A 24,108-nucleotide genomic window follows, 5' to 3' on the forward strand; every position below is an offset into this window, starting at 1 on the left:
CCCGCGCCCCTAGTAGTGCGCCCCTGCTGGATCACTGGCCTCGGCCCAGTGACATGCCACCTGTGCCCCGCCTCCGCCGTCCAGTACCGGTAGGTCCTCCCTCCGGCACGCGTCCGCGACGCCCGCTCGTTCCGCCTCGCCGGTTGCCAGGATCTGGCAGCGGGCGTGGAAGCGGCAGCCGGTGGGGATGCGGGAGGGGTCGGGGGGTTCGCCGGTGAGGACGATCGGGGCGCCGGGGGCCTCGGGCAGGACCGACAACAGGGCCTGGGTGTAGGGGTGTTGAGGGGCCGTCAGGACGTCTTCCACGGCTCCCGTCTCGACGATCCGGCCCAGGTACATCACCGCGACCCGGTCCGCGATGTTCCACGCGAGGCCCAGGTCGTGGGTCACCACCAGGGCGGACAGGCCGAGTTCGGCGCGCAGTCGCAGGAGCAGGGCCAGGATCTCGCCGCGTACGGATGCGTCGAGGGAAGCCACCGGCTCGTCGGCGACGATGAGTTCGGGCTCCAGGACGAGGGCGCCCGCGATGACCACACGCTGGCGCTGGCCGCCCGAGAGTTCGTGCGGGTAACGCAGGAAGAAGCGCTCCGGGGGGCGAAGTCCCGCCCGGGAGAGGGCCATTGACACCGCCTCGCGCTCGTCGCCCGCGTATCGGTGGATGCGCAGGCCCTCGGCCACCGCGTCGTACACCGTGTGCCGGGGGTTGAGCGAGCCGCTCGGGTCCTGGAGGACCAGTTGGACGCGCTTGCGGTACGCCTTGAGGGCGCGCGAGGAGTAGTCGAGGGGGTGGCCCGCGAAGGTGACACGGCCGGAAGTCGGCGGGACGAGACCGAGGAGCGAGCGCGCCAGGGTCGTCTTGCCGCAGCCCGACTCGCCGACCAGGGCGACGATCTCACCGGCCCGGATGTCGAGGTCCACGCCGTCGACGGCCCGGGCCGGGGCGGTGTCGCCCCGCCGGGCGGGGAACGTGACATGCAGGCTCTCGGCGCTCAGCAGGGGAGCGGAGGGGGCCGGGGGCACCGAGGGGACCGTCGCGGTCGTCGTCATCAGGTGGTCCTCGCTTCTTCCGCCACGGCCACGGGCCCCACGTGCACGCAGGCCGCCCGGCGGTCCGGTGCCGCCGCCCGCAGCGCCTGGTCCTCCGCGGCACACGAGTCCAACGCCACCGCGCACCGCGGATGGAACGTGCACCCGCTCGGGAGGGCCGAGGGATCCGGTGGATCGCCCGGTAGCCCGCGTGGCGCGAACCGCGATCCGGCGTCCCCGATCCGCGGGAAGGCCGCCGACAGGGCCTGCCCGTACGGGTGTTGGGCATCCTCGTACACCTGCCGGGCCGGACCCTCCTCCACTACCCGCCCGGCGTACATCACCGCGAGCCGGTCGCAGGTGTCGGACAGCACCGCCAGGTCGTGGCTGATCATCATGAGCCCCAACTCCTGCTCGGAGACCAGCTGTTGGATCAGCCGCAGGATCTGCGCCTGGATCATCACGTCGAGTGCGGTGGTCGGTTCGTCGGCGATGACCAGCCGGGGATCGCAGGCGAGGGCCATGGCGATCATCACGCGCTGGCGCTGGCCGCCGGACAGTTCGTGCGGATACGCGGACGCCCGCGCCGCCGGAAGTCCCACCTGCTCCAGGAGTTCGCCGGTCTTCTTCCGCGCGCCCGCCGGGGTCGCCTTCCTGTGCAGCAGGATCGGCTCGGCGATCTGGTCGCCGACGCGGTGCACGGCGTTGAGGGAGTGCATGGCGCCCTGGAACACGATGGAGGCACCGGCCCAGCGGACGGCCCGTACCCGCCCCCACTTCATGGTCAGTACGTCCTCGCCGTCCAGGAGGATCTCCCCGGTCACCCGGGTCCCGGCCGGCAGCAGCCGCAGCAGCGCGAGAGCCAGAGTGGACTTGCCGCAGCCCGACTCGCCCGCGATGCCGAGCTTCTGGCCCGCGTTCACGGTGAGGTTGACCCCGCGCACGGCGGCCACACCTCCGGCGTACGTCACCTTCAAGTCCCGTACGTCCAGCAGGGGTTGTGCGGGCGGAGTGCTCGGAGTCTTCAACGGGTCACCCCCAGCTTGGGGTTGAGGACGGACTCGACCGCGCGCCCGCACAGCGTGAAGGCGAGGGCCACGACGGCAATCGCGATGCCCGGCGGCACGAGGTACCACCACTTCCCGGCGCTGACCGCGCCCGCCTCGCGCGCGTCCTGGAGCAGGCCGCCCCAGGAGACGACCGTCGGGTCGCCGAGGCCGAGGAAGGCCAGCGTCGCCTCGGCGAGGATCGCGGAGGAGATGATCAGGGTCGTCTGCGCCAGGACGAGGGGCATGACGTTGGGCAGGACGTGCCGGGACATGACGTGCCAGTGGCCGCCGCCGAGCGCCCTGGCCCGCTCGATGTACGGCCGGGACTCCACGCCGAGGGTCTGCGCGCGCACCAGCCGTGCCGTCGTCGGCCAGGTCGTGACACCGATCGCCAGGATGATCGTGCCGAGCGAGCGGGACATCACGGTCGCGAGCGCGATCGCCAGGACCAGCGTCGGCATGACCAGGAACCAGTCCGTGATCCGCATCATCACCGTCGCGTACCAGCCGCGGAAGTGCCCGGCGGTGATGCCGATGAGCGCGCCGATCGCGACCGAGAGGACGGCCGCCAGCAGCCCGACAAGGAGGGAGACCCGCGCCCCCCACACCAAGAGACCGAGCAGACTGCGCCCGAACTGGTCGGTGCCCAAAGGGAATTCGGCGCTCGGGCTCTCCATGGGCCGCCCCGGCGCGTTCGTCACGCTCTGCACGTCCGAGCCGACGGTCAGCGGCGCGGTGAGCGCGATCAGCGCGAAGAGGGCGAGGGCAGCCAGACCGAAGACACCGGCGCGGTGGGTGCGGTACCGCTGCCAGAAGCGGGCGGCGGAGCGGCGGCGGCGCTGCCAGGCGAGGGCGCGGGGACCGGCCTTCGGTGGCGAGGGGGCTTCGGAGGGAGCCACCGGGGGAGGCGCCTCGGTGGTCATCGGCTCGTCCGGGTCCGTCGTCGTCATCGGCCCACCCTGGGGTCGAGCAGCGGATAGATCAGGTCGGCGAGCGTGTTCATCACGATCACCGCGGCGGCGAAGACGAAGAACAGCCCCTGCACCAGCGGCAGATCGGGCACGCTCAGCGCCTGGTAGAAGAGCCCGCCGAGGCCAGGCCAGGAGAAGACCGTCTCGACCAGGATCACGCCCGCGACGGTCCGGCCGAGGTTGATGAAGATCAGCGTCATCGTCGGCAGCAGCGCGTTCGGAACGGCATGGCGGCGGCGTACGAGATCGTCCCGCAGGCCCTTGGCCCGCGCGGTCGTCAGATAGTCGCTGCCCATCTCGTCGAGCAGCGCCGAGCGCGTGACCAGCAGCGTCTGCCCGTACTCGACCGCGACCAGCGTCACGACGGGCAGGACCAGGTGATGGGCGACATCGAGGACGTACGCGAAGCCCTGTTCGTCGCCGGACTCCATGCCGCCCGTCGGGAAGAGACCGGGGATCGGCCCGATGCCCACCGCGAAGACGATGATCAGCAGCAGCCCCAGCCAGAACGACGGGATGGAGTAGAGGGTCAGCGCGAGACCGGTGTTGAGCCGGTCGCCGAGCCGGCCGTTGCGCCAGGCCGCCCGTGTGCCGAGGAAGATGCCGAGTGCCGTGTAGAGCACGAACGACGTGCCGGTGAGCAGCAGCGTGTTCGGCAGGGCCTCGGTGATCTTGTCGATGACGGGCGCCCGAAACTGGTACGACGTACCGAGATCGCCGGTCAGCGCCTTGCCGCAGTAGTCCGTGAACTGCTCCCACATGGGCAGATCGAGCCCGAACTCCCGCCGGTAGGCGGCCAGTTGCTCGGCTGAGACCTGACGCCCGCCGGTCATGAACTTCACCGGGTCGCCGGGGATCAGCCGGAAGAGGAAGAAACTCGTGACGAGGACGGCGAGCAGCGAGACGGCCGCGCCGCCCAGCTTGCCCGCCACGTACCGCGGATATCCGGCGGTGGTGCGCGCCCGCGGCCCGCGGACCGACGTTCCGGCGGGGGCCGGACCGTCGGTCTTCCCGACCAGCGGGGGTGTCGCTTCAGCGGTCATGAACGGTTCTCAACTCTCGGCCACTCCCGACTGACTGGCTGGCTGTGCCCGGTACCGGGCCGCTACTCGCGGTCCTCGGCGGTGGCGCGGTGGCGCATCGCGAAGAACACCCCGAGACCCGCCAGGACGACGACACCCGCGACGATGCCGATGATGACGCCTGTCTGGCTCGAGTCGTCGGAGGACTCGCTGGCGGCGGCCGGAGTCGCCGACCACCAGCTCCAGTAGCCGTCCTGGCCGTAGATGTTGCCCGCGGCCTCCGGCATCTTCGTGATCGACGCGATCTGGTCGGTGCGGTAGGCCTCGACCGCGTTCGGGTACGCCATGACGTTCATGTACCCGGTGTCGTACAGCCGCGACTCCATCCGCTTGACGATCTCCGCCCGTTTGGCGGGGTCGTACTCGGCGAGCTGCTGGGCGTACAGCTCGTCGAACTTCTTGTCGCAGATGAAGTTGTCGGTCGCGCCGATGTCCTTGGGCGTCGCCGGGAGCGCGGAGCAGGTGTGGATGGAGAGGACGAAGTCGGGATCGGGGTTGACCGACCAGCCGTCGAAGGCGAGGTCGTACTCGCCCGCCAGCCAGGGATCGCTCACGTTGTCCCGGCAGTCGAGCTCGACCCCGATACCGAGCTTGCCCCACCACTCCTGCAGGTACTTCCCGACCGCCTTGTCCTGCGGGTCCGTCGCGTGGCAGAGGACGCGGTAGGTGACCGGCTTGCCGTTCTTGCCGACGAGCTTGCCGTCACCGTTCTTCAGATAGCCCGCCTCCTTGAGGAGCTGGGCCGCCTTCTTCGGGTCGTACGTGATCTTCTGGCCGTCGGACGGCTGCCAGTAGTACGTGGAGAAACGCGGCGGGATGTAGCCCTCGCCCTCCTCCGCGTGGCCCTGGAAGACCTTGTCGACGACGGTCTCGCGGTCGACGGCCATGAACAGGGCCTGACGGACCCTCTGGTCGAGCAGTGACGCGTGGCCGTCGCCGAACTTCTCGCCGTCCTTCGACCGCGCCCCCGGGTTGGTGGCGAGCGCGTAGAAGCGACGCCCCGGCGCGTCGTTGACCGTGACGTCCGCCTGGCCCTTCAGTGCCGCCGCCTGCGCGGGGGTGAGCCCGGAGACGAACGACACCTCGCCCTTCTGCAGGGCCGCGACCGCCGCGTCACCGTCCTTGTAGTACTTGAACACCAGCTCGTCGAACTTCGGGGCCCCGCGCCAGAAGGACTTGTTGGGCTTCAGCCGTACGTAGCTGTCGGCCTTGTAGCCCGTGAGGATGAAGGGGCCGTTGCCGACGACGGGGAAGGACTTGTCGTTGTTGAACTTCGAGAAGTCGTCGACCTTCTCCCAGACGTGCTTCGGCACGATCGGCACGTCCAGCGCGGCCATGGTGGCCTGCGGCTTCTTCAGCTCGATGACGAGCTTCGTGGGGCTCGGGGCGGTGACCTTCTTGAAGTTCGCGACGAAGCTGCCGTTCGCGGTGGCCGCGCCCTCGTCGGTCATCATCGTGTTGAACGTCCACGCCGCGTCCTCGGCGGTGGCCTGCTTGCCGTCGGACCACTTGGAGTTGTCGCGGATCGTGTAGGTCCAGGTGAGCTTGTCCGCGGACGGCTCCCATTTGGTGGCCAGTCCCGGGACCGCGTGGTTGTCCTTCGGGTCGTAGTTGGTCAGGTACTCGTACGTGAGCCGGTGCATGCTCGTACTGACCAGCCGCGCCGCGAGGAACGGGCTCAGCGAGTCGACGCTCTGCGCCACCGCGACCGTGAGGACCTTCTTGCCGTCCGCCTCGGCCTGCTGGGGCGCCGGGTTGAGCGGGGTCACGAGACCGACCGTGAGAGTGAGGGCCGCGGTGCCGGCGGCCGCGAGGAGGCGGAGGACAGTGCCTCTCGCGCCGTACTGGTCGTGTGTGTCCATGGGTCGCTGACCTCGCGTCATCACTCGCACGGAGATGGGCTGTTGCACTGCTCGAACCGGTGACCGCGGCCGGGCAGATGTGAGTGTCTATCAGCGCCGGTCGGCACGCGTCAACGGCCCGGGAACCCCGTGTGGCCTGCGGAAATAACGAGTTGACGCTGATTTCACGGCCATTGGTCCATACCGGTGAAGGGGCCCTGGTCGGAGCGTGGCGGCAGGAAACGTGGCTGGTGTGATGGCGTTTTGGGCCCCGGTGGGCGGGGTGCGTCCGGGAGGTCTCCGGGGGTACGCGAAGGGCCCGCGCCGTGGGTTACGGGGCGGGCCCTTCGGGGTGGAACGGGAGCGGCGAGTTCGGCCGTATGGGTTACGGGGGACGCCGGTTACTGGTGGGGCGGCGGAGGCGGCGGGGTCTGACCTTGGGGGGCCTGGGGAGCCTGAGGGTCCTGGGCTCCCTGGTCCGCCTGCTGCGGGGGTTGGTAGGGCTGCCCCGGCTGGAACTGCTGGCCCGGGGCCGGTGCCGGTGCCGGCGCGGGGGCGTTCGGGTTGAAGGGCTGGCCGGGGGCGACCGGGGCCGGGGGCTGCTGGAAGGGGGCGCCCGGCTGGGGCTGACCCGGCTGACCAGGGTGACCGTGCTGCTGGCCCGGCTGGGCGGGGGCGGGCTGGGGCTGCCAGCCCTGGGGGGCGGCGCTGGGGTGACCCTGCTGGCCGGGCGGCTGAGCATGCTGACCGGGCTGGGCGTGCTGCTGCTGAGGCGGCTGCGGGTAGCCGCCGGGCTGCGGCGGGGCGCCGTGCCCGTGCTGGGGCTGAGCCCCGGGGTGCTGCGGGTACGGCTGGCCCGGGTGCTGCTGGGGCTGCTGATGCTGCTGCGGATAGGGCTGACCCGGCTGCGCGGGCGGCTGGCCCTGCTGGGGGATCTGGCCCGGATACGGCTGGCCCGGCGCGGGCTGCCCCGGCATCGGCTGGCCGGGCAGGGGCTGGCCCGGCATCGGAGGGGCGGCGACCGGCGGCGGGTTGCCGTCCGACGTCCACAGGCCCTGCGACTGCTGGTGCCGCGCGATGTCCTCGGCGACCAGCGCCGAGAGGTTGAAGTACGCCTCGCGCACCTTCGGCCGCATCATGTCGAGGTTGACCTCGGCACCGGCTGCCAGATGCTCGTCGAACGGCACGACGATGACGCCCCGGCAGCGCGTCTCGAAGTGGCTGACGATGTCGTCCACCTTGATCATCTTGCCGGTCTCGCGCACTCCGGAGATGACGGTCAGGGACCGCGACACCAGATCCGCGTACCCGTGCGCCGACAGCCAGTCCAGCGTCGTACTGGCGCTGCTGGCACCGTCCACGGACGGCGTCGAGATGATGATGAGCTGGTCGGCGAGGTCGAGTACGCCTCGCATGGCGCTGTAGAGCAGACCCGTACCCGAGTCGGTGAGGATGATCGGGTACTGCTTGCCGAGCACGTCGATCGCGCGCCGGTAGTCCTCGTCGTTGAACGTCGTGGAGACGGCCGGGTCGACGTCGTTGGCGATGATCTCCAGCCCGGAGGGCGCCTGGGACGTGAACCGCCGGATGTCCATGTACGAGTTGAGGTACGGGATCGCCTGGACGAGGTCACGGATCGTGGCCCCGGTCTCCCGGCGCACACGGCGGCCGAGCGTACCGGCGTCCGGGTTGGCGTCGATGGCGAGGATCTTGTCCTGCCGCTCCGTGGCGAGCGTGGCGCCGAGCGCGGTGGTCGTGGTCGTCTTGCCCACACCACCCTTGAGGCTGATGACGGCGATCCGGTAGCACGACAGCACCGGCGTACGGATCAGTTCGAGCTTCCGCTGCCGCTCGGCCTCCTCCTTCTTCCCACCGATCTTGAACCGGGAGGAACCGGCAGCGGGTCGGCCGCTCTTCGCCTTCTGCTTCTTGTTGTTGAGCAGCCGGTCCGACGACAGCTCCACGGCCGCGGTGTAGCCGAGCGGCGCCCCCGGGTTGGTCGGCTGCCGCTGATCATGCTGAACGGGCTGCGGCCAGGCGGTTCCGGTACGGGGGTCGACGGGGGGCTGCTGGGCTTGGGGCTGGGCTGGAGCTTGAGCTTGGTGAGCCTGCGGCTGGTGTGGCTGGGGCTGTGGCTGATGGGCCTGCGGCTGGGGTACGCCGGGCTGGCCCGCGCCGGTGTTCGGCTGATTCGGTACGGGCTGCTGGTGGTGGGGCTGTCCCTGCTGGGGGAGCGGCTGGGCGGCGGGCTGGTGAGGGGTGGCTGCCTGCTGCGGGGCCGGGGCCTGCGGGGCAGGCGCCTGGGGCGCGGGCGCCTGGGCCTGGGCGGCCGGCGGCTGCGGGAATCCGTAACCTCCCGGCTGGGCGGGCGGGTTGGGCGTCCCGGGCGTCGGGAATCCGTAGCCCGATCCGGCTTCGGCTCCGGCCGGCTGGTGGGGCACGTGCGGCGCCGCGGGGTTCGCGGCGGGCGTGGCACCGGGCTGCGGGAACCCGTAACCGGGCTGCGGGGCGGGCGCGTTGGGCGCGCTCGGGGCAGGCGTCCCCTGCGGGGGGAACCCGTAACCGGCGGGCGGCTGCGCAGGTGCGCTGGGCCCGGTCTGAGCCGGAGCGCCCTGCTGCGGGAACCCGTAACCAGGCTGCGGGCCGGGCGCGTTGGGGTTGCTCGGGGCGGGGGTCCCTTGCTGCGGGAACCCGTAACCGGGAGCCTGCGCCGGGGCGTTCGGCGCCGCCGGAGCGGGCTGGGCCGGAGCAGGCTGCTGGGGCGGCGTGGGAAGGCCCGGCTGCTGGAGGCCGTAACCGTCCTGAGGTGCCTGCGGTGCCGGGGGAGTGGGCTGGGCGGCAGCGGGGCCGGACTGCGGGAAGCCGTAGCCGCCTTGAGGTACCGGGGCCGGATTCTGCTGAGCAGGCGCAGGCGCAGGCGTCGGTGCGGGCGCAGGAGTTGGTGCGGGAGCCTGAGCCGGAGGTGCGGTCGTAGGTCCGGGCTGCGGGAAGCCGGGAGAGGCCTGCGCCGCAGGAGCCGTACCAGGGACGCTGTCCTGGGGCTCCGGAGTCGTACGGGGAGCGCTGTCCTGCGGACCGGGAGCCGTACCCGGAGCGCTGAACTGAGGGAATCCGTAACCACCCGGCTGCACGGGAGTCGGCGCGGGTGCGTCAACGGCAGGCGGCGTGGGCGACGCGGTTGCGGCGGGAGCGTCGGCTGCGGCAGGCGCGACGGGTGTGGCGGGCCAGGCCTGCGGCGAAGGCTGGGGAGCCTGCGGCTGGAAGGGCTGCTGGCCCTGCGGCGGTACGGACGGCTGAGCCGGAGTCTCCGCAGACGACGGCCCGCCCTCACTCTCCGCGGAAGCGGGCCACTGCGCGGCCGAAGCGGGCGCGGCTGGCTGGTACGAGGGCGGCAACGGCGGAAGCCCGCCCTGCGGCACCGGCGGCGGAGCCCACGCGGGAGGCGTGTCCTGAACTGCGTCGGCCACGTCCGCGGCGGGCTCGGGCACTACATCCTGAGGCTCGGCATCCTGGGGTCCGGCGTCTTGCGGCTCGGCGTCCTGAGGCTCGGCCTGGCTCGCGGGCGCGGCATCCTCCGGCTCAGAGTCAGATTCCGAGTCAGAGCCCGCCTCCGTCTCCGGCGCCGCATCGCTCGGCTCCGCGTCCTGGGGCTCGACGTCCGCCACGGGCACGGCATCGCTGACGTCAACGGAGTCCTCGGCGTCGACGTCAACCTGATGCAACTCGACGACCCCTGCGGAATCGTCCGCGACGACATCCTCGTCTTCGTCGACCGCGTCGGCCGAGTCGATCGACTCAGCCGCTTCAACCTCGTCCGACGCGTCGGCCTGATCGGAAACCGCGGCCACGCCCTCGGAGGCCGCCACCTCGGCTCCCTCGTCAACGCCATCCACGCCATCTACGTCGTCAACGTCATCCACGCCGTCGTCGTCATCGGACTCACGCCCGAACGCCACCTCGACGACCTCCGCGTCGGAGCTGTCGTCCGAATTCTGGGCGTCATCGACGGCAACCTCGTCCGAAGCCGCGGCTTCGGCTTCGGCGTCGGCCCGTTCCGAGACCTCCCTCTTCACAGCGACGGCGGAGATCCGCATGGTGGCGCCACTCTCGATGTCCCCACTGTCTTCCTCGACCTCACCAGAGGGCTCATCGACCGGAGGCACCACCGGCGGAGCCTGGAGGTTCGGGAGATTCGGCAGACCGGCAGGACCCGCAGAAGGCGGGACGGGAGCCGGAGCCTGAGGCTCGAACCCACTCCCCACAGGCAACCGCGGAACGGCAGCCGCACCACTGTCAGGAGTAGAGGGGGGAACAGGAGCAGAAGGAGGCGGCACAGCAGCGGGCGGAGTAAAAGGCGCCCCGGGCGCGAAGGAAGGCACGGAAGCCGGCGAAACCGAGGGCGTCGCGGGCACCCCCGCAGCCGCCGCCCCGTCCGCCCCGTTCGCCGGGCTGGCCGGACCGGCCCCGTCGGTCGCATCGGACCCGTCCGAGACCTTCGCCTCGCCCGACTCCTCTTCCTCCTCGACCGAAGCCGACGAAGCCGACGAAGTCGGCGAGGCCCCCTCCGAACTCCCCGACGCGTTCTGCGTGTACCAGGCGGGAGGGGCGTAGTCGATGGTGAACTCGCCCGTCGTCTCGACGGCGGACTCCGCGTCGGACTGGTCATCGCCGGGTGTGGCCCAGCCCCCGCGGATCCCGTCCCGATCGCTGTTCACAATTCCTCCTGGTGTGGTCGAGCACCCTCATACCGAGCTGGGGCGACCGTTCCGATCGTCCGAGGCTGTTCATCGCGCCCCGGATCCCCCTGTGCGACGCGGCGGTCCCGTCCCCGGGTTCTGCTGCCGCGCCCACCCCAGCCTAATCACCACAACCACCCCCACGGCAGGCCCGTCCACCCCTCCGGTCCCAGCCACTGCGTCACACTCTGCCCAGAAGTGACGTATGAACGGCCTTGTACGGACGGCAAAATGGACAAAAGTGCGCGTAAGAAGCGCGCCCCCGGCTCTCCGTGTGGCCCCCGGCCCAAGGAAACGGCACCCCGAACACAACAAAGGGGACCGGTGGCATACAAGCCACCGGCCCCTCGCGTGCTCGAAGGCGGTTGGTCCGCTACTCCGTCACTCGGCTACTCCGCCGAAACCCCACCATTGTGCGGCGCCGGCTCCAGATCGAATTCGCCGTCGCGCGCCCCCAGCACGAAGGCCCGCCACTCCGCCTCCGTGTACCGCAGGACCGTGTCCGGGTCGAGGGACGACCGCATGGCCACCGCGCCCCCGGGCAGGTACGCGATCTCGACGCGCTCCTCGTGCTCCTCCGTGCCCGGCGCGCTCTGCCACTCGACACCGGAGATGTCGAGGGCGTAGAGCTCGTCCTTCTCCCGCTCCTTGCGCGCCTTGACGTCCTTGTCCTCTGCCTCGGCCATGACGAAGCGACCCCTTCCCGGCGTACGCATCCGACGTACGGCCCCGACCCGACGAACGAACTGTCGCGTCACCCTACTGGGACCGCCCCTGGCCTCCCCGGACTCCGGGAACCCCGGTCGGTGGGACCCCTACCTCCTGGTACGCTGTGTGACGGCCGTATGTGTACGCACCCCCGGACCGCCCCTCAGGGGCCCTGGAGGACGCGCCCAGCGGATCCCCGCCTCCCGAGTTACGGAAGCTCCCCTGAGATGTGGACCAGGGGCACTCGGTGGCTACTCAAAGACTACGAGGAGTACGCGTGTCGCTCGACGCCGCTACGAAGAAGCAGCTCATCACCGAGTTCGGTCAGAAGGAGGGCGACACCGGCTCCCCCGAGGTCCAGGTCGCGATGCTCTCGCGCCGTATCTCGGACCTGACCGAGCACCTCAAGACCCACAAGCACGACCACCACTCCCGTCGTGGTCTGCTCATCCTGGTCGGTCAGCGCCGTCGCCTCCTGCAGTACCTGGCGAAGAAGGACATCCAGCGCTTCCGTGCGCTGGTCGACCGCCTGGGCATCCGCCGCGGTGCGGCGGGCGCCAAGTAAGACGCCGTGAAGGGAGCGGTTCCCACTCTTAGGGGGCCGCTCCCTTTGCTGTACGTGCGGAGTGTCACTGCACCTTTGTAGTGTGGTAGCACGACGCAGTTTCACGAGGAGAAGTGCACCTCGCCGCCGCCGGTCCTCGGTAGTGGCTCCCGGGCGATGCGAACCCCGGGTGCTTCGATCGAAGACCGGCCCGCACCAGAAGGCGCGCTTCTCCGCTCACGTCCCCCCGCCACACGGGCGGATCGGGACAAAAGACGAAAAGTATCGGAGAAAACGCTAGTGGAGAACGAGACCCACTACGCCGAGGCCGTTATCGACAACGGATCCTTCGGCACCCGCACCATCCGCTTCGAGACGGGCCGCCTGGCCAAGCAGGCCGCCGGCTCCGCCGTGGCGTACCTGGACGACGACACCATGGTGCTGTCGGCCACCACAGCCTCCAAGAAGCCCAAGGAAAACCTCGACTTCTTCCCCCTCACGGTGGACGTCGAGGAGCGGATGTACGCCGCCGGCAAGATCCCCGGCAGCTTCTTCCGCCGCGAGGGCCGTCCCTCCGAGGACGCCATCCTCACCTGTCGCCTGATCGACCGCCCGCTGCGCCCGTCCTTCAAGAAGGGCCTGCGCAACGAGATCCAGGTCGTCGCCACGATCATGGCGCTCAACCCCGATCACCTGTACGACGTCGTGGCGATCAACGCCGCCTCCGCGTCCACGCAGCTGGCCGGTCTGCCCTTCTCCGGCCCGATCGGCGGCGTCCGCGTCGCGCTGATCAACGGCCAGTGGGTCGCGTTCCCGACGCACACCGAGCTCGAGGACGCCGTCTTCGACATGGTCGTCGCCGGTCGCGTCCTGGAGGACGGCGACGTCGCGATCATGATGGTCGAGGCCGAGGCCACCGAGAAGACCATCGCGCTGGTCGCGGGCGGCGCCGAGGCGCCGACCGAGGAGATCGTCGCCTCCGGTCTGGACGCCGCGAAGCCCTTCATCAAGGTGCTCTGCAAGGCCCAGGCCGACCTCGCCGCCAAGGCCGCCAAGCCCACCGGCGAGTTCCCGGTCTTCCTCGACTACCAGGACGACGTCCTGGAGGCCCTGACCGCCGCGGTCAAGAGCGAGCTCTCCCAGGCGCTCACCATCGCCGGCAAGCAGGAGCGCGAGGGCGAGCTGGACCGCATCAAGGAGATCGCCGCCGAGAAGCTGCTCCCGCAGTTCGAGGGCCGCGAGAAGGAGATCTCCGCCGCGTACCGCTCGCTGACCAAGTCCCTGGTCCGTGAGCGCGTCATCAAGGACAAGGTCCGCATCGACGGCCGCGGCGTCACGGACATCCGTACGCTCGCCGCCGAGGTCGAGGCCATCCCGCGCGTGCACGGCTCGGCGCTGTTCGAGCGTGGCGAGACCCAGATCCTGGGCGTCACCACCCTCAACATGCTCCGGATGGAGCAGCAGCTGGACACCCTTTCCCCGGTGACCCGCAAGCGCTACATGCACAACTACAACTTCCCGCCCTACTCCGTGGGCGAGACCGGCCGCGTCGGTTCCCCGAAGCGCCGCGAGATCGGCCACGGCGCGCTCGCCGAGCGCGCGATCGTCCCGGTCCTGCCCTCGCGCGAGGACTTCCCGTACGCGATCCGTCAGGTGTCCGAGGCCCTCGGCTCCAACGGCTCGACGTCCATGGGCTCGGTCTGCGCCTCCACCATGTCGCTGCTGAACGCCGGTGTGCCGCTGAAGGCCCCCGTCGCGGGTATCGCCATGGGCCTGATCTCCCAGGAGATCAACGGCGAGACGCACTACGTCGCCCTCACCGACATCCTCGGTGCGGAGGACGCCTTCGGCGACATGGACTTCAAGGTCGCCGGCACCAAGGAGTTCGTGACCGCCCTCCAGCTCGACACCAAGCTGGACGGCATCCCGGCCTCCGTCCTGGCCGCGGCCCTCAAGCAGGCCCGTGACGCCCGCCTCCACATCCTCGACGTGATGATGGAAGCGATCGACACGCCGGACGAGATGTCCCCGAACGCCCCGCGGATCATCACGGTCAAGATCCCCGTGGACAAGATCGGTGAGGTCATCGGCCCGAAGGGCAAGATGATCAACCAGATCCAGGAGGACACCGGCGCCGACATCACGATCGAGGACGACGGCACCATCTACATCGGTGCCGCCCAGGGCTCGCAGGCCGAGGCCGCCCGCGCCACGATCAACGGCATCGCGAACCCGACCATGCCGGAGGTCGGCGAGCGCTACCTGGGCACCGTCGTGAAGACGACGACCTTCGGTGCGTTCGTGTCGCTGCTCCCGGGCAAGGACGGTCTGCTGCACATCTCGCAGATCCGCAAGCTCGCCGGCGGCAAGCGCGTGGAGAACGTCGAGGACGTCGTCGGCGTGGGCTCCAAGGTCCAGGTCGAGATCGCCGAGATCGACTCCCGCGGCAAGCTCTCCCTGATCCCCGTGATCGAGGGCGAAGGCGACGATGAGAAGAAGGACGACACCGACAAGTGACGTCGAGTAGCTCCACGGCGACGGCCCGCACCTCCTCGGAGGCGCGGGCCGTCGCCCGTACCCAAACCCTGATCAAGGGCGAGAACGGCATCGGTACGGTCCGCAAGACCACCCTCCCGGGCGGCCTGCGCATCGTCACCGAGACCCTGCCCTCCGTGCGCTCCGCCACCTTCGGCATCTGGGCGCACGTCGGCTCGCGCGACGAGACGCCGGCTCTGAACGGCGCCACGCACTACCTGGAACACCTCCTCTTCAAGGGCACGCAGAAGCGCAGTGCCCTGGACATCTCCTCCGCCATCGACGCGGTCGGCGGCGAGATGAACGCGTTCACGGCGAAGGAGTACACGTGCTACTACGCACGCGTGCTCGACACCGACCTCCCGCTCGCCATCGACGTCGTCTGCGACATGCTCACGGGCTCGCTGATCCTCGAAGAGGACGTGAACGTCGAGCGGGGCGCGATCCTCGAAGAGATCGCCATGACGGAGGACGACCCGGGCGACTGCGTGCACGACCTGTTCGCGCACACCATGCTCGGCGACACCCCCCTCGGCCGCCCGGTCCTCGGCACGGTCGACACCGTCAACGCCCTCACCGCGGACCGCATCCGCCGCTTCTACAAGAAGCACTACGACCCGACCCACCTCGTGGTCGCCGCCGCCGGAAACGTCGACCACAACAAGGTCGTACGCCAGGTCCGCGCCGCCTTCGAGAAGTCGGGCGCCCTCAAGCAGCCCGACGCGACGCCGATCGCCCCGCGCGACGGCTCCCGCTCCATCCGTACGGCGGGCCGCGTCGAGCTCCTCGGCCGCAAGACCGAGCAGGCCCACATCGTCCTCGGCATGCCGGGCCTGGCCCGCACGGACGAGCGCCGCTGGGCCCTGGGTGTCCTGAACACCGCGCTGGGCGGCGGCATGTCCTCCCGGCTCTTCCAGGAGGTCCGCGAGAAGCGCGGCCTCGCCTACAGCGTGTACTCGTACACCTCGGGCTTCGCCGACTGCGGCCTCTTCGGCGTGTACGCGGGCTGCCGCCCGAGCCAGGTGCACGACGTGCTGAAGATCTGCCGCGACGAACTCGACCAGGTCGCCGAGCACGGCCTGTCGGACGACGAGATCGGCCGCGCCATCGGCCAGCTCCGCGGCTCCACGGTCCTCGGCCTGGAGGACACGGGCGCGCTGATGAACCGTATCGGCAAGAGCGAGCTGTGCTGGGGCGAGCAGATGTCCGTCGACGACATGCTGACCCGGATCGCCTCGGTCACCCCGGACGACGTACGGGAGGTGGCCCGCGAGATCCTGGGACAGCGGCCCTCGCTGTCGGTCATCGGCCCGCTGAAGGACAAACAGGCTTCCCGTCTGCACGAAGCGGTCGCGTAACCCCCGAATCCGGTAAGGAAGCAAGAAGATGAGCAAGCTGCGCGTGGCGGTCCTCGGTGCCAAGGGCCGCATCGGTTCCGAGGCGGTACGAGCCGTCGAGGCGGCCGAGGACCTGGAGCTGGTGGCCGCCCTCGGCCGCGACGACAAGCTGGAGACGCTGGTGGACGCCGGCGCCCAGGTCGTCGTCGAACTGACCACGCCCGCCTCCGTCATGGGAAACCTCGACTTCTGCGTCCGCCACGGCATCCACGCCGTGGTCGGGACGACGGGCTGGACCGACGAGCGCCTCGCGCAGCTGAACACCTCGCTCGCCGCCTCACCGGAGACGGGCGTGCTCATCGCCCCGAACTTCTCCATCGGCGCCGTCCTCACGATGAAGTTCGCGGAGGTGGCCGCGCCGTACTTCGAGTCCGTCGAGGTCATCGAGCTGCACCACCCGAACAAGGTGGACGCCCCGAGCGGTACCGCCCACCGCACCGCCCAGCTCATCGCCGCCGCCCGTCAGCGGGCGGGCAGCGCCGCGCAGCCCGACGCCACGGTCACGGCCCTGGACGGCGCCCGCGGCGCGGACGTCGACGGCGTCCCGGTGCACTCGGTCCGCCTGCGCGGTCTGCTGGCCCACCAGGAGGTGCTGCTCGGCGCCGAGGGCGAGACCCTCACCGTCCGCCACGACTCCCTCCACCACAGCAGCTTCATGCCGGGCATCCTGCTCGGCGTACGCCGCGTCGTGGACACCCCGGGCCTCACCTTCGGCCTGGAACACTTCCTGGATCTGAAGTAACCGCCATGGGCGCGAAGATCACATACGCCGTCACGGCCGCCGTCCTGGTCGTCTACTTCGTCCTGGTCGGCAGCCGCGGGGTGATGCTCATACAGAGCGGCACCCTGCTCACCGTCACCTTCGGCGTCGCCGTCCTCATCCTGCCGGTGATCGGCATCTGGTTCCTCTGGAAGAACACCCAGTTCGTCCAGAGGGCCAACCGGCTCGCCGCCGAGCTCGACGCCGAAGGCGGCCTGCCCGTCGACGAGTTGAAGCGCACCCCGGCCGGCCGGATCGACCGCGACTCGGCCGACGAGGTCTTCGCCCGGCGCAAGGCCGAGACCGAGGACGCCCCCGACGACTGGCGCAGCTGGTTCCGGCTGGCCATCGCCTACCACGACGCCCGCGACACTCCCCGGGCCCGCAAGGCGATGCAGCACGCGATCGCCCTGCACGACGGGAAACCCGTACGGGCCTGAGGCGCCACCCCAGACATACACAGACACGGCGAAGGGGCCGGTCCGCGGGTGCGGACCGGCCCCTTCAGTGTGCCGACTGTGTTGTCTGCGCCGACGGTCAGGCGTGCCCGCGGTACTCGTCCGCCCATACTTCGACGCCGTCCGCGGCCCGGTCGAACGCGTCGGGGCGCCCGAGGAAGTCCGCGTTGTGCGTGGTCAGCAGCTGGGTCGGCTCGGCACCGGAGCGGTCGGCGCTGATGAGGACGAGCGCCTGTCCCTGCACGGTGCGCGGCAGCCCGAGCCAGCGCACCGGCTGCTGGACCGTCCGCACCGTCTGGACCTTCGCCCAGGGAGCCGTGCTCGTGACCAGGAAACGGACCCGCCGCAGCCCGTACGCGCTCACCCACGCGCCCATACGAAGCAGCCGCAGGGCACACACGATGACGAGCGCCGCGAGCCCCAGGAACACCACGCCACCGGACCGGTTGCCGGCCGCCACGACGATGACCGCCGCGAACAGCACGTACGACGCGAGCAGCAGCAGAAGCGCCGCCGCGGCGACGCGCCACGGGCCGGGCCGGTAGGGGCGTCGCCACTGGTCGCGATCGTCGAACGGCAGCGCGAGATCCTCGCCCGCCTCGTCGAAAGCGCGATCGGCGGTCAGAAAGGGCAGGGGCACGACTGATCCTCACTCAATCCACGCATGGACTATGCCCGGTGAGGCTACCTAGCGGGGTCCCCGGTCACCACCCTCGGGGGTCCATGGGGGTGCTCCCAGGCCATCCGGGCGGGAGGAGGGTCAACGGCCCTGCGACGCGTCCGACTGTTGCGTATGCGCAGGTGAGCTGTCGGCCGACAGGGCGGGCGTCCCTATGAGCAGGGAGCCCACGAGGCCCGCGACCACGGTGAGGCCTATGAGCCATCGGCCCGCGAGCTCACTGGCGGAGGCCCGCTGACGCGGTGGGGGAGTGACATTGCTGCGGAACCTGTCGGCTTCGGCGATGAAGGCGAACGGAACGGGCTCGCGCCGACGAAACATGGGGTGCGCTTCTCCTCTGGAGACTCGAACGAATCACTGTCGCTAATACAGACGGGCGAGAGCCTCATTTGGTGCCCAGTTTCACCGAATCTGTTGCGGCAAGGCACTGTCCGTCCCCCAATGGGACCCCCGTAGAGTGGGCGCCGCACTGCAGATGTGATGGGAAGGACCCTCTGTGACCTCCGCCGACGACCCCAAGCCCACCTCTCACAGCGATGTCACTCTGCGTGGTGACGTCACTGTTGAGCTAGTGAAGTCCAGCGCCTCGGATTCGGACGTCCTGTTCGCTGCTCGTGTCTCTACTGCTGGAGAGCAGTCCCTCGATGAACTGCAAAAGGATCCTGAGCGGTCCAAAGGGCTGATCAACTTCCTGATGCGTGACCGCCATGGCAGTCCCTTTGAGCACAACTCGATGACCTTCTTCGTCACCGCACCAATCTTCGTGTTCCGCGAGTTCATGCGGCACAGGGTTGGTTGGTCGTATAACGAGGAGTCAGGTCGCTACCGAGAGCTTCAGCCTGTCTTCTACGTCCCCGACGAGTCGCGCAAGCTGATCCAAGAGGGCCGCCCTGGGAAGTACGTCTTTACCGAGGGGACTCCGTCACAGCACGCGACGGTTGGCCGCGTCTTGGACGAGTCCTACCAGCAGGCGTATGCCGCCTACCAAAAGCTCCTCGCCGAAGGCGTGGCCCGCGAGGTCGCCCGTGCGGTCCTCCCGGTCGGTCTCTTCTCGTCGATGTACGCGACGTGCAACGCCCGCTCGCTGATGCACTTCCTCGGCCTGCGCACCCAGCACGAGCTGGCGAAGGTCCCGTCCTTCCCGCAGCGGGAGATCGAGATGGTCGGCGAGAAGATGGAGGCCGAGTGGGCCCGGCTCATGCCCCTCACGTACGCCGCCTTCAATGCCAACGGGCGCGTGGCGCCGTAACGCACCTCTGTCACCCGGTCGGGCACATGTGTACGGGTCAACCATGCGAAGTGTCCGTATTGCGGCATTTCGAGAAGTTCATCTAGCCTGATCAAACGGACCCGGCACTGCTTGAACCCCCGAGCAGGCAGTGCCGGGCTCCTCCTTTGTCATGACTTGTCGCCGCCCCCGAGGGCAGACCGCACGTTGAGCAGCGAGTAGCGTGTTACCCATGGCTCCGACCTCCACTCCGCAGACCCCCTTCGGGCGGGTCCTCACCGCAATGGTCACGCCCTTCGCGGCGGACGGCGCACTCGACCTCGACGGCGCTCAGCGGCTCGCCACCCACCTGGTGGACGCAGGCAACGACGGCCTGATCGTCAACGGCACCACCGGCGAGTCCCCGACCACCAGCAACGCGGAGAAAGCGGATCTCGTACGAGCCGTACTGGAGGCGGTCGGCGACCGCGCCCACGTCGTCGCGGGCGTCGGCACGAACGACACGCGCCACAGCGTCGAGCTCGCCCGGTCGGCCGAGAAGGTCGGCGCACACGGTCTCCTGACCGTCACGCCGTACTACAACAAGCCCCCGCAGGAGGGCCTGTACCAGCACTTCAAGGTCATCGCCGACGCGACCGAACTGCCGGTGATGCTCTACGACATCCCCGGCCGCAGCGGTGTCCCGATCAACACGGAAACGCTGGTGCGTCTGGCCGAGCACCCGCGTATCGTCGCCAACAAGGACGCCAAGGGCGACCTGGGCCGTGCCAGCTGGGCCATCGCCAGCTCCGGCCTCGCCTGGTACTCCGGCGACGACATGCTGAACCTCCCGCTCCTCTCCGTGGGCGCGGTCGGCTTCGTCTCCGTCGTCGGTCACGTCGTCACCCCCGAGCTGCGGGCCATGATCGACGCGTACGTCAGCGGCGACGTCCAGAAGGCCACCGAGATCCACCAGAAGCTGCTTCCGGTCTTCACCGGCATGTTCCGCACCCAGGGTGTGATGACGACCAAGGCCGCGCTCGCCCTCCAGGGCCTGCCCGCCGGGCCGCTGCGTCTGCCCATGGTCGGCCTGTCGCCCGAGGAGACCGCCCAGCTCAAGATCGATCTTGCCGCCGGCGGGGTACAGCTCTAACCACAGACTTCACAACTGAATACGCACGACCCGCAGGCCGGAGGGCCTGCACCACCAGACAACTGCTACTGCACGAACGTCACGCGCGCCACGTGCCCTGCCAGGTACGTGGCGCGTGTGGTGAGGAGAGTCTTTTGAGTCATCCGCATCCTGAACTCGCCGCTCCGCCGGCCCTCCCGAAGGGCGGCCTGCGGGTCACCCCGCTCGGCGGCCTCGGTGAAATCGGCCGAAACATGACGGTCTTCGAGTACGGAGGCCGCCTTCTGATCGTCGACTGCGGCGTGCTCTTCCCGGAGGAGGAGCAGCCCGGAATCGACCTGATCCTGCCGGACTTCAGTTCCATCAGGGACCGCCTCGACGACATCGAGGGCATCGTCCTCACCCATGGTCACGAGGACCACATCGGCGGCGTCCCCTTCCTTCTGCGCGAGAAGCCGGACATCCCGCTCATCGGCTCCAAGCTGACCCTCGCCCTCATCGAGGCGAAGCTCCAGGAGCACCGCATCCGTCCGTACACGCTCGAAGTCGCGGAGGGCCACCGAGAGCGCATCGGTCCCTTCGACTGCGAGTTCGTCGCGGTCAACCACTCCATCCCGGACGCCCTCGCGGTCGCCATCCGCACCCCCGCGGGCATGGTCGTCCACACCGGCGACTTCAAGATGGACCAGCTTCCGCTGGACGGTCGTCTGACAGATCTACACGCGTTCGCGCGTCTGAGCGAGGAGGGCATCGACCTCCTCCTCTCGGACTCCACGAACGCCGAGGTCCCGGGATTCGTCCCGCCCGAGCGCGAGATCTCGAACGTGCTGCGCCAGGTCTTCGCCGGCGCCAGCAAGCGGATCATCGTGGCCAGCTTCGCCAGCCACGTCCACCGCATCCAGCAGATCCTGGACGCGGCCCACGAGTACGGCCGCCGGGTCGCCTTCGTCGGCCGCTCGATGGTCCGCAACATGGGCATCGCGCGGGACCTGGGCTATCTGAAGGTCCCGCCGGGCCTGGTCGTAGACGTCAAGACGCTCGACGACCTCCCGGAGCGCGAGATCGTCCTCGTCTGTACGGGCTCACAGGGCGAGCCGATGGCCGCGCTGTCCCGCATGGCGAACCGCGACCACCAGATCCGCATCGTCCAGGGCGACACGGTGATCCTGGCCTCGTCGCTCATCCCGGGCAACGAGAACGCGGTCTACCGCGTCATCAACGGCCTGACCCGCTGGGGCGCCAACGTCGTCCACAAGGGCAACGCCAAGGTGCACGTCTCGGGCCACGCGTCCGCGGGCGAGCTCCTGTACTTCTACAACATCTGCAAGCCGCGCAACCTGATGCCGGTCCACGGCGAATGGCGCCACCTGCGCGCCAACGCCGAGCTGGGCGCCCTCACCGGCGTCCCGCACGACCGGATCGTCATCGCCGAGGACGGCGTCGTCGTCGACCTCGTCGAAGGCAAGGCCAAGATCTCCGGCAAGGTCCAGGCGGGATACGTGTACGTCGACGGCCTCTCGGTCGGCGATGTCGGCGAGCCCGCGCTCAAGGACCGCAAGATCCTCGGCGACGAGGGCATCATCTCGGTCTTCGTGGTGATGGACTCCAGCACGGGCAAGATCACCGGCGGTCCCCACATCCAGGCTCGCGGCTCGGGTATCGACGACTCCGCCTTCGCCGACGTCCTCCCGAGGATCAACGAGGTCCTGGAGAGGTCGGCCCAGGACGGCGTCGTCGAACCCCACCAGATGCAGCAGCTCATCCGCCGCACGCTGGGCAAATGGGTCTCCGACAACTACCGCCGCCGGCCGATGATCCTGCCGGTCGTGGTCGAGGTTTGAGCACCTCGTACGTGTGAACCCGGAGCGGGGCCCCTCGATTTGCATCGGGGCGCCCCGCTCCAGTACGTTTACGGCTCCGCCTGAACGGGAACCCGGCGCAACTGTGCGTCCGGACCACCCCGACCGGGGCGGGAATTCCGAATCAGAACTTCTGATAAAGTCGGAGTCGCCGGAAAGGGAAACGCGAAAGCGAAAACCTGGAAAGCACCGAGGAAATCGGATCGGAAAACGGTCTGATAGAGTCGGAAACGCAAGACCGAAGGGAAGCCCGGAGGAAAGCCCGAGAGGGTGAGTACAAAGGAAGCGTCCGTTCCTTGAGAACTCAACAGCGTGCCAAAAATCAACGCCAGATATGTTGATACCCCGTCTCCGGCCATCATGGCTGGGACGAGGTTCCTTTGAAAAAGTCCTGCCGGGCATTGTTCCGGCAGGCGCACAGCGAGGACGCTGTGAACGACCGGGCTTATTCCGCCCGGTTGTTCCGCTCTCGTGGTGTCATCCCGATTACGGGAATACATTCACGGAGAGTTTGATCCTGGCTCAGGACGAACGCTGGCGGCGTGCTTAACACATGCAAGTCGAACGATGAAGCCCTTCGGGGTGGATTAGTGGCGAACGGGTGAGTAACACGTGGGCAATCTGCCCTTCACTCTGGGACAAGCCCTGGAAACGGGGTCTAATACCGGATAATACTCGCCGAGGCATCTCGGTGGGTTGAAAGCTCCGGCGGTGAAGGATGAGCCCGCGGCCTATCAGCTTGTTGGTGAGGTAGAAGCTCACCAAGGCGACGACGGGTAGCCGGCCTGAGAGGGCGACCGGCCACACTGGGACTGAGACACGGCCCAGACTCCTACGGGAGGCAGCAGTGGGGAATATTGCACAATGGGCGAAAGCCTGATGCAGCGACGCCGCGTGAGGGATGACGGCCTTCGGGTTGTAAACCTCTTTCAGCAGGGAAGAAGCGAAAGTGACGGTACCTGCAGAAGAAGCGCCGGCTAACTACGTGCCAGCAGCCGCGGTAATACGTAGGGCGCAAGCGTTGTCCGGAATTATTGGGCGTAAAGAGCTCGTAGGCGGTCTGTCACGTCGGATGTGAAAGCCCGGGGCTTAACCCCGGGTCTGCATTCGATACGGGCAGACTAGAGTGTGGTAGGGGAGATCGGAATTCCTGGTGTAGCGGTGAAATGCGCAGATATCAGGAGGAACACCGGTGGCGAAGGCGGATCTCTGGGCCATTACTGACGCTGAGGAGCGAAAGCGTGGGGAGCGAACAGGATTAGATACCCTGGTAGTCCACGCCGTAAACGGTGGGAACTAGGTGTTGGCGACATTCCACGTCGTCGGTGCCGCAGCTAACGCATTAAGTTCCCCGCCTGGGGAGTACGGCCGCAAGGCTAAAACTCAAAGGAATTGACGGGGGCCCGCACAAGCAGCGGAGCATGTGGCTTAATTCGACGCAACGCGAAGAACCTTACCAAGGCTTGACATCGCCCGGAAAGCATCAGAGATGGTGCCCCCCTTGTGGTCGGGTGACAGGTGGTGCATGGCTGTCGTCAGCTCGTGTCGTGAGATGTTGGGTTAAGTCCCGCAACGAGCGCAACCCTTGTTCTGTGTTGCCAGCATGCCCTTCGGGGTGATGGGGACTCACAGGAGACTGCCGGGGTCAACTCGGAGGAAGGTGGGGACGACGTCAAGTCATCATGCCCCTTATGTCTTGGGCTGCACACGTGCTACAATGGCAGGTACAATGAGCTGCGATGTCGCAAGGCGGAGCGAATCTCAAAAAGCCTGTCTCAGTTCGGATTGGGGTCTGCAACTCGACCCCATGAAGTCGGAGTTGCTAGTAATCGCAGATCAGCATTGCTGCGGTGAATACGTTCCCGGGCCTTGTACACACCGCCCGTCACGTCACGAAAGTCGGTAACACCCGAAGCCGGTGGCCCAACCCCCTTGTGGGGAGGGAGCTGTCGAAGGTGGGACTGGCGATTGGGACGAAGTCGTAACAAGGTAGCCGTACCGGAAGGTGCGGCTGGATCACCTCCTTTCTAAGGAGCACTTCTTGGCTGACAGGCTCTGCCTGGCAGTCCAGAGGCCAGTACATCGGCGAATGTCTGATGCTGGTTGCTCATGGGTGGAACGTTG

The 24,108-nt window shown here is 68.7% G+C and carries 17 protein-coding genes, 1 rRNA gene and 1 pseudogene; 9 read left to right on the forward strand and 10 right to left on the reverse strand.

Annotated elements, in window-relative coordinates; all coding sequences use genetic code 11:
* Window positions 1-9: 9 nt before the first annotated feature.
* The 8 genes and pseudogenes from ACN20J_RS34860 to ACN20J_RS34895 all read right to left on the reverse strand — a co-directional run bounded on the left by ACN20J_RS34860 (window position 10) and on the right by ACN20J_RS34895 (window position 11,391).
* Window positions 10-1,047, reverse strand: a complete 1,038-nt coding sequence (locus ACN20J_RS34860; protein WP_419667539.1) for an ABC transporter ATP-binding protein — start codon at window positions 1,045-1,047, stop codon at window positions 10-12.
* Window positions 1,047-2,054 carry an ABC transporter ATP-binding protein gene (locus ACN20J_RS34865; protein WP_364196684.1) on the reverse strand — a complete coding sequence of 336 codons (1,008 nt, stop codon included), beginning with the start codon at window positions 2,052-2,054 and terminating at the stop codon, window positions 1,047-1,049. Before ACN20J_RS34865 ends, ACN20J_RS34860 begins: the two co-directional genes overlap by 1 nt.
* Window positions 2,051-2,998, reverse strand: coding sequence for an ABC transporter permease (locus tag ACN20J_RS34870; protein WP_327398575.1), 948 nt, complete (start codon window positions 2,996-2,998; stop codon window positions 2,051-2,053). Before ACN20J_RS34870 ends, ACN20J_RS34865 begins: the two co-directional genes overlap by 4 nt.
* Window positions 2,999-3,021: 23 nt before the next feature.
* On the reverse strand, window positions 3,022-4,089 hold the full coding sequence (locus ACN20J_RS34875; protein WP_190232459.1) for an ABC transporter permease: 1,068 nt from the start codon (window positions 4,087-4,089) through the stop codon (window positions 3,022-3,024).
* Window positions 4,090-4,151: 62 nt separating this feature from the next.
* On the reverse strand, window positions 4,152-5,990 hold the full coding sequence (locus ACN20J_RS34880; protein WP_419667540.1) for an ABC transporter substrate-binding protein: 1,839 nt from the start codon (window positions 5,988-5,990) through the stop codon (window positions 4,152-4,154).
* Window positions 5,991-6,370: 380 nt separating this feature from the next.
* On the reverse strand, window positions 6,371-9,436 hold the full coding sequence (locus ACN20J_RS34885; RefSeq protein WP_419669013.1) for an AAA family ATPase: 3,066 nt from the start codon (window positions 9,434-9,436) through the stop codon (window positions 6,371-6,373).
* A 1,119-nt stretch (window positions 9,437-10,555) separates the two neighbouring features.
* A pseudogene (locus ACN20J_RS34890) lies at window positions 10,556-10,684 on the reverse strand (SCO5717 family growth-regulating ATPase); the annotation flags it as partial.
* Between the two features lie 410 nt (window positions 10,685-11,094).
* Window positions 11,095-11,391 (reverse strand): DUF397 domain-containing protein, encoded by a 297-nt coding sequence (locus ACN20J_RS34895; RefSeq protein ID WP_151481659.1) that lies wholly within the window; start codon window positions 11,389-11,391, stop codon window positions 11,095-11,097.
* Between the two features lie 299 nt (window positions 11,392-11,690).
* On the opposite strand from ACN20J_RS34895, the gene rpsO reads away from it, so the two are divergent.
* The 5 genes from rpsO (at window position 11,691) to ACN20J_RS34920 (ending at window position 17,089) form a co-directional block, all read left to right on the forward strand.
* Window positions 11,691-11,978, forward strand: coding sequence for a 30S ribosomal protein S15 (gene rpsO / locus ACN20J_RS34900; protein WP_019075416.1), 288 nt, complete (start codon window positions 11,691-11,693; stop codon window positions 11,976-11,978).
* A 279-nt stretch (window positions 11,979-12,257) separates the two neighbouring features.
* Window positions 12,258-14,474 (forward strand): polyribonucleotide nucleotidyltransferase, encoded by a 2,217-nt coding sequence (locus tag ACN20J_RS34905; RefSeq protein WP_189845213.1) that lies wholly within the window; start codon window positions 12,258-12,260, stop codon window positions 14,472-14,474.
* The gene (locus tag ACN20J_RS34910) at window positions 14,471-15,850 is read left to right on the forward strand and encodes a M16 family metallopeptidase (protein WP_055615910.1); all 1,380 of its coding nucleotides are present in this window, start codon (window positions 14,471-14,473) and stop codon (window positions 15,848-15,850) included. The genes ACN20J_RS34905 and ACN20J_RS34910 overlap by 4 nt, the downstream gene beginning before the upstream one ends.
* Window positions 15,851-15,878: 28 nt before the next feature.
* Window positions 15,879-16,631 (forward strand): 4-hydroxy-tetrahydrodipicolinate reductase, encoded by a 753-nt coding sequence (gene dapB / locus ACN20J_RS34915; RefSeq protein ID WP_055615911.1) that lies wholly within the window; start codon window positions 15,879-15,881, stop codon window positions 16,629-16,631.
* 5 nt (window positions 16,632-16,636) lie between these two features.
* The gene (locus ACN20J_RS34920) at window positions 16,637-17,089 is read left to right on the forward strand and encodes a hypothetical protein (protein ID WP_190232461.1); all 453 of its coding nucleotides are present in this window, start codon (window positions 16,637-16,639) and stop codon (window positions 17,087-17,089) included.
* Between the two features lie 97 nt (window positions 17,090-17,186).
* Here ACN20J_RS34920 and ACN20J_RS34925 read toward each other — a convergent pair whose 3' ends face one another.
* Together ACN20J_RS34925 and ACN20J_RS34930 are read right to left on the reverse strand one after the other, a co-directional pair.
* A complete protein-coding gene (locus tag ACN20J_RS34925; protein WP_190232462.1) occupies window positions 17,187-17,747 on the reverse strand; it encodes a hypothetical protein in 561 nt (186 codons plus the stop codon).
* A gap of 120 nt (window positions 17,748-17,867) precedes the next feature.
* Entirely contained in the window at window positions 17,868-18,107 is a 240-nt protein-coding gene (locus ACN20J_RS34930; RefSeq protein WP_190232463.1) for a hypothetical protein, read from the reverse strand.
* Between the two features lie 175 nt (window positions 18,108-18,282).
* Between ACN20J_RS34930 and thyX the strand changes: the two genes are divergently transcribed.
* From thyX to ACN20J_RS34950, 4 genes are all read left to right on the forward strand, one after another.
* Complete coding sequence (gene thyX / locus ACN20J_RS34935) at window positions 18,283-19,035, forward strand: FAD-dependent thymidylate synthase (RefSeq protein ID WP_419667541.1); 753 nt, start codon at window positions 18,283-18,285, stop codon at window positions 19,033-19,035.
* Window positions 19,036-19,246: 211 nt separating this feature from the next.
* Window positions 19,247-20,146 (forward strand): 4-hydroxy-tetrahydrodipicolinate synthase, encoded by a 900-nt coding sequence (gene dapA / locus ACN20J_RS34940; RefSeq protein ID WP_055615916.1) that lies wholly within the window; start codon window positions 19,247-19,249, stop codon window positions 20,144-20,146.
* Window positions 20,147-20,280: 134 nt separating this feature from the next.
* A complete protein-coding gene (locus tag ACN20J_RS34945) occupies window positions 20,281-21,966 on the forward strand; it encodes a ribonuclease J (RefSeq protein ID WP_361904575.1) in 1,686 nt (561 codons plus the stop codon).
* Between the two features lie 517 nt (window positions 21,967-22,483).
* A 16S ribosomal RNA gene (locus ACN20J_RS34950) occupies window positions 22,484-24,011 on the forward strand.
* The last annotated feature ends 97 nt before the right edge of the window (window positions 24,012-24,108 follow it).

The sequence above is a fragment of the Streptomyces sp. 2-1 genome, assembly GCF_048564895.1.
GTDB lineage: Bacteria > Actinomycetota > Actinomycetes > Streptomycetales > Streptomycetaceae > Streptomyces > Streptomyces phaeochromogenes.

Bases quoted from the DNA above. Each gene is read 5' to 3' on its own strand.
- ACN20J_RS34860 (WP_419667539.1), bottom strand. From the start codon at position 1,047: ATGACGACGACCGCGACGGTCCCCTCGGTGCCCCCGGCCCCCTCCGCT.
- ACN20J_RS34870 (WP_327398575.1), bottom strand. From the start codon at position 2,998: ATGACCACCGAGGCGCCTCCCCCGGTGGCTCCCTCCGAAGCCCCCTCG.
- ACN20J_RS34875 (WP_190232459.1), bottom strand. From the start codon at position 4,089: ATGACCGCTGAAGCGACACCCCCGCTGGTCGGGAAGACCGACGGTCCG.
- ACN20J_RS34880 (WP_419667540.1), bottom strand. From the start codon at position 5,990: ATGGACACACACGACCAGTACGGCGCGAGAGGCACTGTCCTCCGCCTC.
- ACN20J_RS34895 (WP_151481659.1), bottom strand. From the start codon at position 11,391: ATGGCCGAGGCAGAGGACAAGGACGTCAAGGCGCGCAAGGAGCGGGAG.
- dapB (WP_055615911.1), top strand. From the start codon at position 15,879: ATGAGCAAGCTGCGCGTGGCGGTCCTCGGTGCCAAGGGCCGCATCGGT.
- ACN20J_RS34920 (WP_190232461.1), top strand. From the start codon at position 16,637: ATGGGCGCGAAGATCACATACGCCGTCACGGCCGCCGTCCTGGTCGTC.
- ACN20J_RS34930 (WP_190232463.1), bottom strand. From the start codon at position 18,107: ATGTTTCGTCGGCGCGAGCCCGTTCCGTTCGCCTTCATCGCCGAAGCC.
- dapA (WP_055615916.1), top strand. From the start codon at position 19,247: ATGGCTCCGACCTCCACTCCGCAGACCCCCTTCGGGCGGGTCCTCACC.